We start from the raw sequence: 17,368 nt of genomic DNA on the forward strand, positions 1-17,368 counted from the left end.
CAATCTCATCCCGTAACGGGAAAACTCACTTTCCCGCCTCGGGACGCTCGCGCATGGGGATGCGGACGCCCCGCTCGTCGGCCACCGCGGCCGCCTCCTCGTAACCGGCGTCGACGTGACGCATGACGCCGGTGCCGGGGTCGTTGGTGAGGACGCGGTTGAGCTTCTCCCCCGCGAGCGCGGTGCCGTCGGCGACGGTGACCTGCCCGGCGTGGATGGAGCGGCCGATGCCGACGCCGCCGCCGTGGTGGATGGACACCCAGGAGGCGCCTGACGCGGTGTTGAGCATGGCGTTGAGCAGCGGCCAGTCGGCGATCGCGTCGGAGCCGTCGGCCATCGCCTCGGTCTCGCGGTACGGGGAGGCGACCGAGCCGCTGTCGAGGTGGTCGCGCCCGATCACGACGGGCGCGCTGAGCTCGCCGGAGGCGACCATGTCGTTGAACCGCTCGCCGGCCCGGTCGCGCTCGCCGTAGCCGAGCCAGCAGATGCGCGCCGGCAGCCCCTGGAAGTGGACCTTCTCCCCCGCCTTCCTGATCCACCGGGCCAGCGGCTCGTTCTCGGGGAACAGCTCCAGGATGGCGCGGTCGGTGGCGGCGATGTCGGCCGGGTCGCCGCTCAGCGCCGCCCACCGGAACGGCCCCTTGCCCTCGCAGAACAGCGGCCTGATGTACGCGGGCACGAACCCGGGGAAGTCGAAGGCCCGCTCGTAGCCGGCCAGCTTGGCCTCGCCCCTGATGGAGTTGCCGTAGTCGAACACCTCGGCCCCGGCGTCCTGGAAGCCGACCATGGCCTCGACGTGCCGGGCCATCGACTCGCGGGCCCGGCCGGTGAAGCCCGCCGGGTCCTTGTCGCGCTCGCCGGCCATGTCCTCGAAGGCCACGCCGGACGGCAGGTACATCAGCGGGTCGTGGGCGGAGGTCTGGTCGGTCACGATGTCGATCTCGGCGCCCCGGGCCAGCAGGTCGGGCAGGGCGTCGGCGGCGTTGGCGACCACGCCGATCGACAGCGGGCGGCGCGCGTCGCGGGCCTCGTACGCCAGCTCCAGCGCCTCGTCGAGGGAGCCGGCGCGGACGTCGAGGTAGCGGTGCTCGATGCGGCGCTCGACCGAGCGCGGGTCGCAGTCGACGCAGATGGCCACGCCGCCGTTCATGGTGACGGCCAGCGGCTGGGCGCCGCCCATGCCGCCGAGCCCGGCCGTCAGCGTGATCGTGCCGGCCAGCGAGCCGCCGAACCGCTTGGCCGCGACGGCCGCGAACGTCTCGTAGGTGCCCTGGAGGATGCCCTGGGTGCCGATGTAGATCCAGGAGCCGGCCGTCATCTGCCCGTACATGGTCAGCCCGGCCGCCTCCAGCCGCCGGAACTCCTCCCAGTTGGCCCAGTCGGGCACCAGGTTGGAGTTGGCGATGAGGACGCGGGGCGCCCACTCGTGGGTGCGGAAGACGCCGACCGGGCGGCCGGACTGCACGAGCAGCGTCTCGTCGCCCTCCAGCGTGGTGAGGGTCCTGACCAGCGCGTCGAACGAGGGCCAGTCACGCGCCGCCCGCCCCGAGCCGCCGTAGACGACCAGCTCCTCAGGATGCTCGGCGACCTCGGGGTCGAGGTTGTTCTGGAGCATGCGGAGGGCGGCCTCCTGCGGCCAGCCCTTGGCGGTGAGCGTGGCGCCTCGCGGCGCGCGGACGGTGCGGCCCATGGTGACCCTCCTGAATGAACACATTCACCTTTGTCACCCGAAGAGTACAACGGCTCAGGTCACGAGGAACTGGGTGGCCGCGAGCTCCCGGTAGAGGCCGTCCTGTCCGACCAGCTCGTCGTGGGTGCCGACCGCGCGGACGCCGCCGCCCTCCATGACCACGATCCGGTCGGCGTTCGTCACGGTGGACAGCCGGTGCGCGATGACGAGCACGGTCGTCTCGGTCGCCACCTCGGCGATGACCTCGCGCAGCCGCAGCTCGTTGACCGCGTCGAGCTGGGAGGTGGCCTCGTCGAGCAGCAGCAGCCGGGGCTTGCGCAGCAGCGCGCGGGCGATCGCGACCCGCTGCCGCTCGCCGCCGGACAGCAGCACGCCGCGGTGGCCGACGGCGGTGTCGAGCCCGTCGGGCAGCCGGGCCACCAGGTCGTCGAGCCGGGTGCGGGCGACGGCGCGGAGCAGCTCCTCCTCGGTCGCGTCGGTGGCGGCGAACATCAGGTTCTCGCGCAGCGTGCCGGCCAGCACGGGGGCGTCCTGCTCGACGTAGCCGAGCGCGGCCCGCAGCTCGGCCAGCGGCCAGTCGCGGATCTCCCGGCCGTCCAGCGTGATCGTCCCGCCCTGGTGCTCGTAGAAGCGTTCGAGCAGGGCGAACACGGTGGACTTGCCCGCGCCGGACGGGCCGACGAGCGCGGTGAGGCCGCCGGGCGGCACCTCGAACGTGACGCCGTCGTGCACGACCGGCCGGTCCTCGCCGTACGAGAAGACGACGCCGTCGAAGCGGACGCCGAGCGGGCGCGCGTCGCTCGCCGGGACGGCGCCGACGGGCTCGCCGGGCAGGTCCTCGATCTCGCGGATGCGCTTCATCGCGGCCAGGCCCTGCTGGAGCTGGACGGCGCCCTCGACGAGCTGGCCGATCGGCGCCACCAGGTAGAACAGGTAGAGCAGGAACGCGATCAGCGAGGAGACCTCCAGCGTGCCCGCGGCGACGCGGGCGCCGCCGACGGCGAGCACGGCCAGGAAGGCGATCTGCACGGCCATCCAGGTGGCGACCCCGGCGAGCGAGGTCCAGCCCGCGACCTGGAGACCGCGATCACGGGCGCGTTCGGCGGCCTCGGCGACGACGCCGATCTCCCGCTCCTCGGCGCCGCTGGCCTTGACCGTGCGGTAGGACTGCAGCGCCCGGTCCAGGACCGCGCCCATCTCGCCCACGGCCTCCTGCGCGTCCTTCTGGGCCCGCTGGATCTTCGGCATGACCAGCCCGGTCAGCCCGCCGATCACCACGATCACGAGCAGCGTGACGAGCAGCAGCACGCCGTCCATCGTGGCCATCATGACGATGGCGCCGACCAGCATGAACACCGAGCTGACCGAGTCGACCACGCCGTTGGTCAGCACCGCGCGCAGCAGCGTCGTGTCGCCGGTCACCCGCGACAGCAGGTCGCCGGGCTTGAGCCGGTCGACGTCGGCGACCCGCAGGCGCAGCATCCGGTCGACCAGCCTGCGCCGGGCGCCCAGCACGATGCCCTCGCCGGTGCGCTCCATCAGATAGCTGCCACCGGCCGACACGACGGCTCCGACCAGCACCGCGACGGTCAGCCCGATGAGCGGCCCGGCCATGGAGGCGTTCTCGCCGAACGCGTCGACCACGTACTTGGCCAGCAGCGGCATCGCGAGGCCCGCCGCCGAGCCGATCAGGCCCAGCACCCCGCCCACGACCAGGATGCCCCTGTGCGGTCGCAGGTAAGCGAGCAACTCCTTGATCACGCGATCTCCTCTCGCGACATATCCCGAAAAAACCCAACGAACGACGGAACGGAATCCGCACCGGTCAACCTAAATTGACGACCAAAGTATGTCAACTTTGATTGACGACTCCTCCCTGAGGAGGAGAACACCCCCCACGGGAACGCGCGCGCCCGGGACCGAGGAGAGGCGGGGACGGGGGCAGGGCAGAGGGCGGGGCCGAGGAGAGGCGGGGGCGGGGGGCGGAGCCGAGGAGGGGCGGGGCGGTGATCTAGTCGAGGGCGGGGGTGTCGGGCCAGTCGTGGTCGGCGTCCCCGTCGTCGGCCCGCCGCAGCTTGACGTCCTCCACCCAGGCCGCGGCGAACCGCCGGACCGCCGGCCCGTCGCCGTGCGGCGCGTACTCGTCGTCGGGGATGAACTCGGCGTACTCCAGCCGCATGATCAGCTCGTCCAGGCCGAACGAGGCGTCGTGCGCCCGCGCGTGCGCCTCGAACTCGCGGAAGCTCCAGCGCCCGGCGAGCGCGGCCACGGCGGCCAGGTCTTCGGCGAGCCCGCGGTCGTGCAGCGCCAGCACCAGGGCCCCCACGCCGCCGGGGGTCACGGGAGGCGGCGGGCGCGGCGGGTGGACGGGAGGTCGTGGCGGCCCGAGAGGAACTCCTGGAAGGCGATCTTGGCCCGGATGACGGGACGCCGCCAGCGCTCCTCGCGCCGGATCGCCCTGGCGAGCTTGCGCGGCGAGCGCCCGGCGAAGAACCAGTGCGCCCACGGCGAGCCGGGCCGGGCCAGCCGGACGACGCCGACCGCGAGCAGGATGGGCACGAACATGCCCACCATCCCGGTCCAGATCTTGCCCTTGAGCAGGGTGATGACGACCATGGCCAGGTGGGCGGCGATCAGCGGGACGGGGCTGATCGGCAGCGCGTAGTCCCAGACGAGGGGCCGCAGGCCGGTCAGGAGCAGGCCGGTGATCCCGACGGCGATGAAGACCGCGTCGACCGAGGTGCGGCCCTCCTCCTCCCAGTAGACGTCGTGCAGGTGCAGGATCAGCGCGAACTCGTCGAGCACGAGCGCCGAGCCCATGCCGAAGACGGAGGCGGCCACGGCGTAGCCGGTCTGGGAGCCGCCGGAGACGATCAGCCCGGCGACGCCGCCCACCAGCATGAGGATGACGCCGAAGACCACGTGGTGGATGTGCATCTCGCCCACGTTGACGTTGCGGAACCAGCCGATCTTGGCCCGGATGAGCCGGACGTTGATGCGGGTGGCGATGAACGTGACGATGAGCGCGACGAAGAAGCAGAACAGCGGAAGCCGTCCTGTCGCGATGATGCTGTGCTCGAACCAGTTCGCCATGACCTTGAAAGAGACTCTACGAGCTCTGCCCGAGTGGAGTGTCCGTCAGGAGAGGAACGCCCGGAGAAGCGCGGCGGTGCCCTCCAGGTGTTCGGCGACCGCCCGGCGGGCCGCGTCCGGGTCGCCGGCGACGACGGCGGCCACGATGGCGCGGTGCTGCGTGGCGGCGTGGTCGAGGTTGACCTGGAGCATCGGGATGGCGTTGAGCAGGTCGGAGACGCGCAGCCGGGCGTCGGCGCAGGCGGCGGCCAGCAGCGGGGAGCCGGTCAGCTCGGCGATCGACAGGTGGAAGGCGGTGTCGAGGCGCCGGTAGTCCTCCAGCGAGGCCGCGTTCAGGTCGGCCAGCCGGCGTTCCAGCACGGCACGGCGGTCGGCGGTGAGCGGGGTCCCGGCGAGCACCTGGGCGGCGCCGCACTCGACGGCCATGCGGAAGGTGAGCGCGTCGGTCAGGTCGGCGGTGCCCATGTCGGCGACGACGCGGCGCAGGTCGCCGTCGGCGGGCCGGGGCGGCACGTAGGTGACGAACGCCCCGCCGTAACGGCCGCGCCGCACGTCGAGGTAGCCGGCCTCCTGGAGGGCGCGGATGGCCTCGCGCAGCGTGACGCGGCTGATGCCGAGCCGGACCGCCAGCTCGCGCTCGGGCGGCAGTTTCTCGCCCGGGGCGACCACGCCGAGTTTGATCGCCTGCAGGAGCCGTTCCACGGTCTCCTCGAAGGCGTTGCCGGCCCGCACCGGGCGCAGCACCGTCATCAAACGCGCCGACTCGTCCAACATGTCCTCAGGTCTTGACAGATGATCCCGCTATACACATCAATGGTCTGAGACTAGCCCAATCAACGGGAAAGCGGGATGGGCGTGAACGAGCGGGCCGGGTTCCTCGCCGTTGGCGAGCTGCGGGACGAGGTGGCCGCGGGGCGGATCGACACGGTCCTGCTCGCCGTCGCCGACATGCAGGGCAGGCTCCAGGGCAAGCGGCTGTCGGCCCGCTACTTCCTGGACGAGGTGCTCCACCACGGCTCCGAGGGCTGCAACTACCTGCTCGCCGTGGACGTCGACATGAACACCGTCGCCGGCTACGCAATGTCGTCCTGGGAGCGCGGCTACGGCGACTTCGTGATGAGGCCCGACCTGTCGACGCTCAGGCGCGTCCCCTGGCAGGAGGGCACCGCCATGCTGATGGCGGACCTGGCCTGGGAGGGCGGCGCCGACGTGACGGCCTCGCCGCGCCAGATCCTGCGCGCGCAGCTCGCCCGCCTGGCCGAGCGCGGCCTGTGCTCCCAGGTGGGCACCGAGCTGGAGTTCGTCGTCTACGACGACACCTACGAGGACGCGTGGCGGCGCGCCTACCGCGATCTGACGCCCGCCAACCTCTACAACGTCGACTACTCCCTGCTCGGCACCGCCCGCGTGGAGCCGCTGCTGCGCCGCATCAGGCTCGGCATGGAGGGCGCCGGCCTGTACGTCGAGTCGGCCAAGGGCGAGTGCAACCTGGGCCAGCACGAGATCGCCTTCCGCTACGCCGAGGCGCTCGTCACCTGCGACAACCACGCCATCTACAAGAACGGCGCCAAGGAGATCGCCGCCCAGGAGGGCAAGGCGATCACGTTCATGGCCAAGCCGAACCAGCGCGAGGGCAACTCCTGCCACATCCACCTGTCGCTGCGCGGCCTTGACGGCGAGCTCGTCATGGCGGGCGAGGGCCCGCACGGGCTGTCGCCGCTCGGCCGCGCGTTCGTCGCCGGTCAGCTCGCCTGCCTGCGCGAGCTCACCCTCATGTACGCGCCCAACGTCAACTCCTACAAGCGCTTCGTGCCCGGCAGCTTCGCGCCCACGGCCGTCAAGTGGGGTGTGGACAACCGGACCTGCGCGCTGCGCCTGGTGGGCCACGGGCCGTCGCTGCGGATCGAGAACCGGGTGCCGGGCGGCGACGTGAACCCGTACCTGGCGGTGGCGGCGATGGTGGCGGCGGGGCTGCACGGGATCGACGGCGGGCTGGAGCTGGAGGAGGCGTTCGAGGGCAACGCCTACGCCTCCGGCGCGCAGACGGTGCCCGCCACGCTGCGGGACGCGCTGGCGCTGTTCGAGGGGTCCAAGCCGGCCAGGGAGGCGTTCGGCGAGGACGTGGTGGCGCACTACGCGAACAACGCCCGGGTGGAGCTGGCCGCCTTCGACGCGGCGGTGACCGATTGGGAGCTGTTCCGAGGTTTCGAGCGGATGTGAGCATGCGGATCATCAATCCGGCGACCGAAGAGGTCGTCGCCGAGGTCGAGTTCGCCGGGGCCGCCGAGGTGGACCTGGCCGTGGAGCGTGCCAGGAAGGCGCAGGCGGCCTGGCGCGAGGTCGCGCCGGGAGACCGGGCGCGGCTGCTGCGCGCGTTCGCGGACGTGGTGGACGCGCACGCCGTGGAGCTGGCGCTGCTGGAGGTGGCCAACTCCGGCCACCCGATCGGCAACGCCCGCTGGGAGGCGGGGGCCGTCCGCGACGTGCTGCACTTCTACGCCGCCGCGCCGGAGCGCAACCACGGCAAGCAGATCCCGGTGGCGGGCGGCGTGGACGTGACGTTCCAGGAGCCGCTGGGCGTGGTGGGCGTGATCGTGCCGTGGAACTTCCCGATGCTGATCATGAGCTGGGGCGTCGCCCCGGCGCTGGCGGCGGGCAACACGGTGATCGTCAAGCCGGCCGAGTGGACGCCGCTGACGGCGCTGCGGCTGGCCGAGCTGGCGCTGGCGGCGGGGCTGCCCGAGGGCGTGCTCCAGGTGCTGCCGGGGGCGGGCGAGGTCGCGGGCGCCCGGCTGGTCGAGCACCCGGACGTGGCCAAGATCGTGTTCACCGGCTCGACCGAGGTGGGCAAGGAGATCGCCGCCAAGGCGGCGCACCACGTCAAGCGCCTCACGCTGGAGCTGGGCGGCAAGTCCGCGAACATCATCTTCGCGGACGCCGACCTGGAGAAGGCCGCCGCCGCCGCGCCGTACGCCGTCTTCGACAACTCCGGCCAGGACTGCTGCGCCCGCTCCCGCGTCCTGGTCCAGGCCGAGGTGTACGACGAGTTCCTGGAGCGCCTGTCACGGGCCGTGCTGGCCGTGCGCGTGGGCGACCCGCTCGACCCGGCCACCGAGATGGGCCCGCTCATCAGCGCCGAGCATCTGGCCAGGGTCAGCGGCTTCGTCGAGGCCGAGCCGTACCTTCAGGGCTCCTGCCCGCAGGGCAAGGGCTTCTGGTTCCCGCCGACGGTGCTGACGCCGGCGGTGACGGACCGGGCGTTCACCGAGGAGATCTTCGGCCCGGTGGTGTCGGTCGTCCCGTTCGCCGACGAGGCCGAGGCGGTGCGCGTCGCCAACGACACCCGTTACGGCCTGAGCGGCTCCATCTGGACCCGCGACGTGGGCCGGGCGCTGCGCGTGGCCAGGGCCGTCGAGGCGGGCACACTGTCGGTGAACTCCAACTCGTCCGTACGCCACTGGACCCCGTTCGGCGGCTTCAAGCAGTCGGGGCTGGGCCGCGAGCTGGGCCCCGACGCCCTGGCGGCCTTCACCGAGACCAAGAACGTCTTCATATCCACGGAGTAGCGCATGCAGCGTTTGCAGGACCGCGTCGCCGTCATCACCGGGGCGGGCAGCGGCATCGGCCTGGCCACCGCGCGCCGGTTCGCCCAGGAGGGCGCCCGCGTGGTGTGCGCCGACATCGACGAGGAGGCGGGCGTCAAGGCCGCGGCCGAGGTCGGCGGCCTGTTCGTCAAGGCGGACGTGACCAGCGAGGAGGACGTCGAGCGGCTGTTCCGCACGGCGTTCGAGACCTACGGCAGCGTGGACGTCGCGTTCAACAACGCGGGCATCTCGCCGCCGGACGACGACTCCATCCTGGAGACCGGCCTCGACGCCTGGCGGCGGGTCCAGGAGGTCAACCTGACCAGCGTCTACCTGTGCTGCAAGCACGCCCTGGAGTACATGCGCCGCCAGGGCAAGGGCTCGATCATCAACACGGCCTCGTTCGTCGCGGTGATGGGCTCGGCCACCTCGCAGATCTCCTACACCGCCTCCAAGGGCGGGGTGCTGTCGATGTCGCGCGAGCTCGGCGTCCAGTTCGCCCGCGAGGGCATCCGGGTCAACGCGCTGTGCCCGGGGCCGGTCAACACGCCGCTGCTCCAGGAGCTGTTCGCCAAGGACCCGGAGCGCGCCCAGCGCCGCCTGGTGCACGTGCCGATCGGGCGCTTCGCCGAGGCGTCGGAGATCGCGGCCGCGGTGGCGTTCCTGGCCAGCGACGACGCCTCGTTCATCACCGCGTCACAGTTCCTGGTCGACGGCGGCATCTCCGGCGCGTACGTGACGCCGCTGTGAGCCGTCCGGTCATCGGCGTCACCTGCTACGTCGAGCCCGCGCGCTACACGGTGTGGGAGACGACGGCGGCGCTGCTGCCGTACGCGTACGTGGAGCAGGTCGTGCGGGCGGGCGGCCAGCCGGTCGTGCTGCCGCCCGCCGGCGCGCCCGCCGGGCTGGTCGCGCGGCTGGACGGGCTGATCGTGGCGGGCGGCGGCGACATCGCCCCGGCACGCTACGGCGCGCCGCAGGACGAGCGGACGGGATACGTACGGGAGTTCCGCGACGAGGCGGAGTTCGCGCTGCTGGCGGCGGCGCTGGACGCCGGGCTGCCGTTCCTGGGCGTGTGCCGGGGGCTCCAGGTGCTGAACGTGGCGCTCGGCGGCACGCTCCACCAGCATCTGCCTGATGTCGTCGGGCACACCGGCCACTCCCCCGCGCCGGGCGCGTTCGGGTGGTCGCCGGTCCGGCCGGTGGCGGGCAGCCGGGTGGCGAAGGCGCTCGGCGACGGCCCGGTGGACGTGCCGCACTATCACCACCAGGCCGTGGACCGCCTGGCGGCCGGGCTGGCGGTGACGGCCACGGCGGACGACGGCACGGTCGAGGCCGTCGAGCTGGACTCCCGTCCGTTCGCCGTGGCGGTCCAGTGGCATCCGGAGGCGGCCACGGGATGCGAGCTGTTCGAGGCTCTGGTCGCGGCCTGTCCCTGATTGGGCCTTACTGGAAAGCTTCTTTACTTTTAAGCTCGAAGCGTGGAACTCGAGGTGCGCCACCTCCGGGTGCTGTGCGCGATCGCCGACACCGGCAGCATTTCCCGCGCCGCCGGCGCCCTGGGGATGTCCCAGCCCGCCCTGGCCGCCCAGCTCCAGCGGATCGAACGACGCCTCGGCGGCACGCTGTTCGAGCGCGGGCCGGACGGCGCGACGCCCACCCCGCTCGGCGCGTGGCTGCTGGTCAGGTCGCGGTCGCTGCTGCCCGCCTTCGAGGAACTGGAACGCGACACCCTGCGCCGCGCCGAGGCCGCCGGGCACGCCCGCATCCGGGTCGGCTGCGCGCCCACCCGGCTGGCGATCTACGTGGCCAAGAGCCTGCGCACGCTGCTCCCCGACGCCGACGTCAGCCTGCGCACCGAGCAGTCGCTGGACCCGCTGCCCGGCCTGCTGGCCGCCGAGCGGATCGAGCTGGCCACGCTGGACGACTACCCGGGGCACGAGCTGTCGCCGCCGCAGGGCGCGGTCTACGCGGTGGTCGCCACCGAGCCGCTGTTCGTGGGCCTGGCGCACGACCACCCGCTGGCCGCGCAGGAGGAGGTGGAGCTGGCCGACCTGGCGGACGCCGACTGGGCGCTGCCGCCGCTGATCGAGGCGGGCCCGCGCGAGCACTTCTGGGCCGCCTGCGCCGAGCGCGGCTTCGAGCCCCGCATGTCCTACGGCGTCAACCTCGACGTGGCGCTCGACCTGATCTCCGAGGACCGGTGCGTCGGCCTCTTCCAGGCGACCGCGCCGCCCCGGGGCCGGGTCACGCTGCGCCCGCTGGCCGGGACCCCGCTGCGCTTCCGGCACCTGCTGGGCTGGTCGGCCCGCGGCCCGCTCGCCGCGACCGCGGCCGACCTGGTCCAGGCCGTGCGGAAGACGTACTGGGCGGAGTCGGTGCGGGCGCCCGCCTATCGGGCCTGGTTGAAGCGCCACGGGCCACTTGATCATGGCCATAGCGTGACGTTATAGGAAAATGTTGGGTACCAGTTTTCGTACTGGCGGTGGCATGGTTTGAGTGACCCCAGCCGGCCGGGGCTCTTCCACTCCACACCCCCGTAGGAGCCAGAGAGTGAACCCCAGACTCAGGTTGGGGGCTGCCGCCACGCTCGCGTTAGCCCTGATCACCAGCACGCTCGCGGGCGCCACCAGCGCCCAGGCGATGCAGGTGGCCGATCCCCCCGGTCCGGACGAACGCCGCAACGCGCTCACCACCGCGACCAGCCTCATGCTCGCCGAGCCAGCGGCGCTCAAGGCGGCGGCGCAGGACGAGTTCACGCTCTCGTCCGCCGTCACCGGCGTGCGCGGCCTGCAGTTCCTCACCTACTCCCGGACCCACCAGGGCCTGCCCGTCTACGGCGGCGACGTCGTCGTGGGCACCGACGAGTCCGGCGCGGTCGTCAACACGGTCACCACCGGCCAGCGCGCCACCATCGACGTGAGCGTCAAGGCGCGCGTCACCGCGGCCGCCGCGGCCGTCGCCGCCAGGAAGCACCTCGGCACCGAGGCGGCCAGCGTCGCCACGCCGAAGCTCGTCGTGCACGCCGCCACCGCGACGCCCAAGCTCACCTGGGAGGTCGTCGTCACCGCCGCCGACCGCCCGAGCATCCTCCACGTGTTCGTGGACGCGCGCACCGGCAAGGTCGTCGACTCCTGGGACGAGGTCAGGGCGGGCACCGGCAACGGCCACCACGTCGGCACCGTCTCCATCGACACCACGCCGTCCTACACGATGCGCGACCCGAACCGTCCCGGCGTGCAGTGCGGCGGGCAGAACGGCCAGCCGTTCACCAAGACCACCGACACCTGGGGCAACGGCAGCGGCACCAACATGGAGACCGCCTGCGTGGACGCCCTCTACGGCGCCCAGAAGCAGTGGGACATGATGCGCGAGTGGCTCGGCCGCAACGGCGTCAACGGCTCGGGCGGCGGCTACCCGGCGCGCGTGGGCCTGTCGGCGGTCAACGCCTACTGGTACGGCTCCTACGCCAACTTCGGCCGCAACCAGGCCGGCAGCTCCCAGCTCACCTCCATCGACGTGGTCGCCCACGAGTTCGGGCACGGCGTCTTCCAGTTCTCCGGCGGCGGCGGCGCCGGCAGCGGCAACGAGGCCGGCGGCCTGAACGAGTCGACCGGCGACATCTTCGGCGCCCTGACCGAGGCGTACGCGAACAACGCCAGCGACCCGGCCGACTACCTGGTCGGCGAGAAGGTCAACCTGGCCGGCAACGGCCCGATCCGCAACATGTACAACCCGCAGGCGCTCAACCACCCCAACTGCTACAGCGCCCAGATCCCGAACACCGAGGTGCACGCCGCGGCCGGGCCCCAGAACCACTGGTTCTACCTGGTCGCCGAGGGCACCAACCCGGCGGGCAAGCCCGCCAGCACCCGCTGTGACGGCGGCGGCGCGATCACCGGCATCGGCATCCGCAAGGCCGGCGAGATCTTCATGACCGGCCTCAACGCCAAGACGCAGCCGTGGACGCACGCCAAGGCCCGCGTCGCCACGCTGAACGCCGCCAGGACGCTCTACACCGGCTGCGCCGAGTACAACGTCGTCAAGGCCGCCTGGGACGGCATCAACGTCCGCCCGCAGGCCGGCGAGCAGCCCTGCAACCAGGGCAACGAGTTCTCGATGACGCTGAACCCCGCCTCCGGCAGCACGCAGCCGGGCGGCACGGCCACCACGACCGTCAGCACGACCGTGACCAGCGGCTCGGCGCAGTCGATCACGCTGCGGGCGAGCGGCCTGCCCTCGGGCGTCACCGCCTCCTTCAGCCCGGCCACCATCCAGGCCGGCCAGAGCTCCACGCTCACGCTGACCACCTCCGCCAACAGCCCGCAGGGCGCCCACGCGATCACCGTGACGGCCGACGGCGCCGACGTGGACCGGACCGCGACCTACAACCTGCAGCTCGGCGAGGTCGCCGACGACTTCTCCGTCACCGTGACCCCGTCCTCGGCGTCGGTGCAGCCGGGCAGCTCCGCCACGACCACGCTGGCCACCCAGATCACCTCGGGCGACGCGCAGAGCGTCGCGCTGACGGCGAGCGGCGCGCCCGCCGGCGTCACCGTGACCTTCAGCCCGCAGACGATCAACTCCGGCCAGTCGTCCACGGTCACGGTCGCCACCACGGCGAACGTCACGCCGGGCACGTACCCGATCACGCTGAACGCCGACGGCGTCAGCGTCGACCGCACGGCCACGTTCACCCTGACGGTGGGCAGTGACCAGGGCGGCGACGCCTGGGCTCCGTGGACCCCGTACGCGGCCGGTGACGTCGTCACCCACCAGGGTTCCAGCTACCGATGCCTCCAGGCGCACACCAGCCTCCCCGGCTGGGAGCCGAACCTGGTGCCTGCTCTCTGGCAGCGGATCTGACCCCTCAAGACCGGGCGGCCACGCCGGGGTGGCCGCCCCCCTTTTCTCAGACAGGCGGGACACCGTGAAACTCACCATGGGCGCAGTCGCGACGCTCGCGCTGACGCTGACCTTCTTACAGCCGCAGACGGCGAACGCCGTCGCGGAGACCGCCCCGGACATCCCGATCTCCAACGTGACGGCGCATCTGGCCCAGTTCCAGCAGATCGCCAACGCCAACGGAGGCAATCGGGCCTCGGGCCGGCCGGGCTTCACCGCCTCGCTGAATTACATCAGGGGCAAGCTCGACGCGGCCGGGTACACCACCCGGGTGCAGAGCTTCAGCGGCGGCAGCAATCTGATCGCCGATTGGCGAGGCGGTCCGGCCGGCCCGGTTCTCATGCTCGGCGCGCACCTCGACGGCGTCAGCGCCGGAGCGGCCATCAACGACAACGCCTCGGGCTCCGGGGCGCTGCTGGAGGTCGCGCTCACGCTGGCCGCCAGGAACCCGACGCTCACCAAGCACGTGCGTTTCGGCTGGTGGGGCGCGGAGGAGCAGGGCCTCGTCGGCTCCCGCTACTACGTGCAGAACGGCGGCGCCCAGGGCGTCGAGGCGTACCTGAACTTCGACATGATCTCCTCCAGGAACGCCGGCTACTTCGTCTACGACGACGACGCCACGCTGCGGCAGGCGTTCACCGAGTACTTCACCTCGATCGGCGTCCAGCCGGACCCCGACCGCGAAGGTGACGGGCGCAGCGACCACGCCTCGTTCAAGAACGCCGGGGTGCGGGTCGGCGGCCTGGCCACCGGAGCGGGCGCGATCAAGACGGCGGCCCAGGCGGCCAAGTGGGGCGGCACCGCGAACGCGCCGTTCGACAGCTGCTACCACCGGGCGTGCGACACCTACCCGGCCAACGTCAACACCACCGCGCTCGACCGCAACACCGACGCCATCGCGCACGCGCTGTGGAAGCTCGCGGTCGGCTCGGAGAACCCACCCGCCGACGACTACACGATCTCGGTGAACCCGGCGTCGGCGTCGGTCGACCCGGGCGGCACGGCCACCACGACCGTGAGCACCCAGGTCAGCTCCGGGCAGGCGCAGAGCGTCACGCTCTCGGCGAGCGGCGCGCCCGCCGGCGTCAGCGTCACGTTCAGCCCGGCGACGATCACCGCGGGCCAGTCGTCCACGGTCACGATCGCCACCACCGCCGGCACCGCGCCGGGCACCTACCCGATCAGCGTCAACGGCGACGGGGCGAGCGCCGACCGGTCGGCCTCGTTCTCGCTCACCGTGGCCGGCGACACGGGCGGCGGCACCTGGGTGGCGTACACCTCGTACGCGGCCGGGGACGTCGTCACCTACCAGGGCGCCAGCTACAGGTGCCTGCAGGCGCACACCAGCCTGCCGGGCTGGGAGCCGTCCAACGTGCCCGCGCTGTGGGCGCGCGTCTGATCACTCCTGGACACCGCGTGCGGGCCGCCTCTGCCATGACCGGCCCGCACGCGGCCACCACCTAACCGGCCGGCTTCAGGACGTCCTCCACCACGACGGCGTCCCCGTAGGCGGCCGCCAGGCGCTCGCGCTGCTCGGGGGTGGCCAGCCACATGGTGGCCTCCACCCGGTTGCGCGTCTCGCTGGTGGCGGCCTCCAGCACGCCCTTCTCGTCCATGACCCGCTCCTGGATCCCGTAGAGCTCGGCCCGCGTCCGCTTCGCGCCGGTGACGCAGAGCGCGCCGCCCCACACCTCCCGGATCCACGCCTCCCGGCCTGACAGGTCGCCGGTGAAGGCCAGGTTCAGCACGACGTCGCGGGCGTGGTCCTCGCCCTCCTCCGGCGGGTCCGGGTCGAGCCGGTCGATCCACGCCCCGGCGAACTCCTTGGCCGATCCGGCCCTGGCGATGGCCTCGTTCATGGCGTCCGGCGTCGTCCTGGCCGGGTCGACCGGCTTCCAGCCGCCCTCGGGCGCGGGGCACGGCGTCCCGATGCGGTCCGGCCGGTCCGCTCCCCCTTCGGCAGGGCGCGGCGGCTCGGTGAGCGTGAGCCGCTCACCGTCCCAGGTGCCGGTGACCACGTACAGGCCCCAGCGGGTGCTCGCGGCCGACTCGTGGCGGACCTTGCTCCAGTCCCAGCCCACCACGTCGGGGCCGCCGCACTGTGGCGGCATCGACTCCAGCAGCGCGCGGCACATCTGCGGGCCGTGCGTCCCGTCCTCCAGCACGGTCACCGTCGCCGTGTAGCGCGGGGGCGGCCCGGTGGGCCCGGTGGCCCCGGTGGGCCCGGCGGGCGCGGCGCCGCCCTGGGCGCCGCAGGCCGCCAGGCCCACCGCCAGCGCGAGGAACGCGGTCATCCGTCTCATACCTCTACGACGGGTACGGCGTCCGCCCGGTTCAGGGCGCGACAACACCGCCGTCACCCCACTAGGCTTGCGGACATCACCGACGAAACCGTGCGGGAGAGCGCCCTGACAGCCGGTCAGGGCCCCTGAAGGAGCAAGCCCTCCCCGCGAACCTCTCAAGGCAAAGGACCGCACGGCCGAGGTGACCTCTGGAAAGCAGGCCGGTGGGCCTCGCCGAAGGTGAAAGTCCGGCAAAACCCGGGCGAAGCTCTCAGGCATCGATGACAGAGGGGGAGGATGCTGGCATCCGACTCTGCCCTGAGGTGCGACCCATGTCCCGACCGACACCGCTGCGAGACGTCCACGAGGCTCTCGGCGCCACGCTCACCGACTTCGCCGGCTGGCTGATGCCGCTGCGCTACGGCAGCGAGTCCGCCGAGCACAACGCGGTCCGCCAGGCAGCCGGGCTGTTCGACCTCTCCCACATGGGCGAGATCTTCGTGACCGGCCCCCAGGCCGCCGAGGCGCTGGACTACGCGCTCGTGGGCCACCTGTCGGCGCTGGCGACGGGCCGGGCCCGCTACACCATGATCGTGGACGAGCGCGGCGGCGTGCTCGACGACCTCATCGTCTACCGGCTCGGGGACGAGGAGTTCATGGTCGTGGCCAACGCCTCCAACTACCCGAAGGTCGACGCGGAGCTGAAGAACCGCGCCAAGTCGTACGACGCGGTGGTCGAGGACCGCTCCGAGCAGTACGCGCTGATCGCGGTGCAGGGCCCGCGCGCGCAGGAGATCCTCGCCACGCTCACCGACGCCGACCTGGCCGGGCTCAACTACTACGCCGGCCTGCCCGGCGTCGTCGACGGGCGCCAGGCGCTCATCGCCCGCACCGGCTACACCGGCGAGGACGGCTTCGAGCTGTTCGTGGCCAACGAGGACGCCGTGCCGCTCTGGCACGCCCTGACGTCGGCCGGGGCGCCGTACGGGATCAAGCCCGCCGGTCTGTCCAGCCGCGACACGCTCCGCCTGGAGGCGGGCATGCCCCTGTACGGCAACGAGTTGAGCGCGGAGCTGACCCCGTTCGACGCGGGGCTGGGCAGGGTGGTGAAATTCGACAAGCCGGGCGACTTCGTCGGCAGGTCGGCGCTGGAGGCGGTCAAGGACACCGCTCCCGCGCGCCGGCTCGTCGGCCTGGTCGCGCGGGGCCGCCGGGTGCCCCGCCACGGGTACCCGGTCACCAAGGACGGTGCCGTCGTCGGCGAGGTCACCAGCGGGGCGCCTTCCCAGACCCTGGGCAAGCCCATCGCGCTGGCGTACGTCGACACCGGGGTCAGTGAAGGTCTGGCCGTGGACATCCGGGGCAGCCAAGAACCTGTGGACCTGGTTGAGCTGCCCTTCTACAGGAGGAACAAGTGAGCAACATCCCTGACGACCTGAGCTACACCAAGGAGCACGAGTGGGTTGCCGGGATCGACGACGGGATCACCGTCACGATCGGCATCACGGCGTTCGCCGCCGAGGCTCTGGGTGACGTCGTCTTCGTGCAGCTCCCCGACGCCGGGTCGGTCATCGAGGCGGGCGACTCGGTCGGCGAGGTCGAGTCGACCAAGTCCGTGAGCGAGATCTACAGCCCGGTCGGCGGCGAGGTCGTCGAGATCAACCAGGCCCTGGTGGACGACCCGTCGCTGGCCAACAGCGACCCCTACGGCGACGGCTGGATGTTCCGGGTGCGCGTGGACGGCGACCCGAAGGACCTGCTGACGCCCGAGGAATACACCGCCCTCACCTCGGGCGACTCCTGACAGCACCGCC

Annotated in this window: 15 protein-coding genes and 1 riboswitch; of the genes, 9 read left to right on the top strand and 6 right to left on the bottom strand. The window is 72.3% G+C overall.

The features are described from left to right. Window positions 1-25 precede the first annotated feature (25 nt). The 5 genes from hutU to AB0G11_RS36325 form a co-directional block, all read right to left on the bottom strand. Window positions 26-1,690 carry a urocanate hydratase gene (gene hutU, locus AB0G11_RS36305; RefSeq protein WP_357591253.1) on the bottom strand — a complete coding sequence of 555 codons (1,665 nt, stop codon included), beginning with the start codon at window positions 1,688-1,690 and terminating at the stop codon, window positions 26-28. Between the two features lie 54 nt (window positions 1,691-1,744). After that, window positions 1,745-3,451: an ABC transporter ATP-binding protein gene (locus AB0G11_RS36310; RefSeq protein WP_357591254.1), complete on the bottom strand. Its 1,707-nt coding sequence runs from the start codon at window positions 3,449-3,451 to the stop codon at window positions 1,745-1,747. A gap of 250 nt (window positions 3,452-3,701) precedes the next feature. Beyond that, window positions 3,702-4,016: a hypothetical protein gene (locus AB0G11_RS36315; RefSeq protein ID WP_357591255.1), complete on the bottom strand. Its 315-nt coding sequence runs from the start codon at window positions 4,014-4,016 to the stop codon at window positions 3,702-3,704. An 11-nt stretch (window positions 4,017-4,027) separates the two neighbouring features. After that, the gene (locus AB0G11_RS36320; RefSeq protein WP_219510412.1) at window positions 4,028-4,783 is read right to left on the bottom strand and encodes a hypothetical protein; all 756 of its coding nucleotides are present in this window, start codon (window positions 4,781-4,783) and stop codon (window positions 4,028-4,030) included. Window positions 4,784-4,828: 45 nt separating this feature from the next. Beyond that, window positions 4,829-5,557: an FCD domain-containing protein gene (locus AB0G11_RS36325; protein ID WP_246646142.1), complete on the bottom strand. Its 729-nt coding sequence runs from the start codon at window positions 5,555-5,557 to the stop codon at window positions 4,829-4,831. 75 nt (window positions 5,558-5,632) lie between these two features. On the opposite strand from AB0G11_RS36325, the gene AB0G11_RS36330 reads away from it, so the two are divergent. The 7 genes from AB0G11_RS36330 (at window position 5,633) to AB0G11_RS36360 (ending at window position 14,671) form a co-directional block, all read left to right on the top strand. Next, window positions 5,633-7,003, top strand: a complete 1,371-nt coding sequence (locus AB0G11_RS36330; protein WP_357591256.1) for a glutamine synthetase family protein — start codon at window positions 5,633-5,635, stop codon at window positions 7,001-7,003. Between the two features lie 2 nt (window positions 7,004-7,005). Continuing rightward, window positions 7,006-8,349 (top strand): aldehyde dehydrogenase family protein, encoded by a 1,344-nt coding sequence (locus AB0G11_RS36335; RefSeq protein ID WP_357591257.1) that lies wholly within the window; start codon window positions 7,006-7,008, stop codon window positions 8,347-8,349. A 3-nt stretch (window positions 8,350-8,352) separates the two neighbouring features. Next, window positions 8,353-9,117, top strand: a complete 765-nt coding sequence (locus tag AB0G11_RS36340; protein WP_219510409.1) for a 3-oxoacyl-ACP reductase — start codon at window positions 8,353-8,355, stop codon at window positions 9,115-9,117. Next, entirely contained in the window at window positions 9,114-9,806 is a 693-nt protein-coding gene (locus tag AB0G11_RS36345; RefSeq protein WP_357591258.1) for a gamma-glutamyl-gamma-aminobutyrate hydrolase family protein, read from the top strand. Before AB0G11_RS36340 ends, AB0G11_RS36345 begins: the two co-directional genes overlap by 4 nt. A gap of 42 nt (window positions 9,807-9,848) precedes the next feature. Then, window positions 9,849-10,820, top strand: a complete 972-nt coding sequence (locus AB0G11_RS36350) for a LysR family transcriptional regulator (protein WP_308126019.1) — start codon at window positions 9,849-9,851, stop codon at window positions 10,818-10,820. Between the two features lie 100 nt (window positions 10,821-10,920). Further along, window positions 10,921-13,233, top strand: coding sequence for a M4 family metallopeptidase (locus tag AB0G11_RS36355; protein WP_357591259.1), 2,313 nt, complete (start codon window positions 10,921-10,923; stop codon window positions 13,231-13,233). 76 nt (window positions 13,234-13,309) lie between these two features. Further along, window positions 13,310-14,671: a M28 family peptidase gene (locus tag AB0G11_RS36360; RefSeq protein ID WP_357591260.1), complete on the top strand. Its 1,362-nt coding sequence runs from the start codon at window positions 13,310-13,312 to the stop codon at window positions 14,669-14,671. A gap of 61 nt (window positions 14,672-14,732) precedes the next feature. Here AB0G11_RS36360 and AB0G11_RS36365 read toward each other — a convergent pair whose 3' ends face one another. Further along, a complete protein-coding gene (locus AB0G11_RS36365) occupies window positions 14,733-15,566 on the bottom strand; it encodes a hypothetical protein (protein WP_357591261.1) in 834 nt (277 codons plus the stop codon). Between the two features lie 92 nt (window positions 15,567-15,658). Continuing rightward, a riboswitch (glycine riboswitch) is annotated at window positions 15,659-15,756 on the top strand. A gap of 130 nt (window positions 15,757-15,886) precedes the next feature. On the opposite strand from AB0G11_RS36365, the gene gcvT reads away from it, so the two are divergent. Both gcvT and gcvH read left to right on the top strand, forming a co-directional pair. Then, complete coding sequence (gene gcvT, locus AB0G11_RS36370; RefSeq protein ID WP_357591262.1) at window positions 15,887-16,972, top strand: glycine cleavage system aminomethyltransferase GcvT; 1,086 nt, start codon at window positions 15,887-15,889, stop codon at window positions 16,970-16,972. Continuing rightward, on the top strand, window positions 16,969-17,358 hold the full coding sequence (gene gcvH / locus AB0G11_RS36375; RefSeq protein WP_219510403.1) for a glycine cleavage system protein GcvH: 390 nt from the start codon (window positions 16,969-16,971) through the stop codon (window positions 17,356-17,358). The genes gcvT and gcvH overlap by 4 nt, the downstream gene beginning before the upstream one ends. Window positions 17,359-17,368 lie beyond the last annotated feature (10 nt).

The sequence above is a fragment of the Nonomuraea sp. NPDC023979 genome, assembly GCF_040639085.1.
Lineage (GTDB): Bacteria > Actinomycetota > Actinomycetes > Streptosporangiales > Streptosporangiaceae > Nonomuraea > Nonomuraea ceibae.

Bases quoted from the DNA above. Each gene is read 5' to 3' on its own strand.
- AB0G11_RS36330 (WP_357591256.1), top strand. From the start codon at position 5,633: ATGGGCGTGAACGAGCGGGCCGGGTTCCTCGCCGTTGGCGAGCTGCGG.
- hutU (WP_357591253.1), bottom strand. From the start codon at position 1,690: ATGGGCCGCACCGTCCGCGCGCCGCGAGGCGCCACGCTCACCGCCAAG.
- AB0G11_RS36335 (WP_357591257.1), top strand. From the start codon at position 7,006: ATGCGGATCATCAATCCGGCGACCGAAGAGGTCGTCGCCGAGGTCGAG.
- AB0G11_RS36320 (WP_219510412.1), bottom strand. From the start codon at position 4,783: ATGGCGAACTGGTTCGAGCACAGCATCATCGCGACAGGACGGCTTCCG.
- AB0G11_RS36325 (WP_246646142.1), bottom strand. From the start codon at position 5,557: ATGTTGGACGAGTCGGCGCGTTTGATGACGGTGCTGCGCCCGGTGCGG.
- gcvT (WP_357591262.1), top strand. From the start codon at position 15,887: ATGTCCCGACCGACACCGCTGCGAGACGTCCACGAGGCTCTCGGCGCC.
- AB0G11_RS36365 (WP_357591261.1), bottom strand. From the start codon at position 15,566: ATGACCGCGTTCCTCGCGCTGGCGGTGGGCCTGGCGGCCTGCGGCGCC.
- AB0G11_RS36340 (WP_219510409.1), top strand. From the start codon at position 8,353: ATGCAGCGTTTGCAGGACCGCGTCGCCGTCATCACCGGGGCGGGCAGC.
- AB0G11_RS36360 (WP_357591260.1), top strand. From the start codon at position 13,310: ATGGGCGCAGTCGCGACGCTCGCGCTGACGCTGACCTTCTTACAGCCG.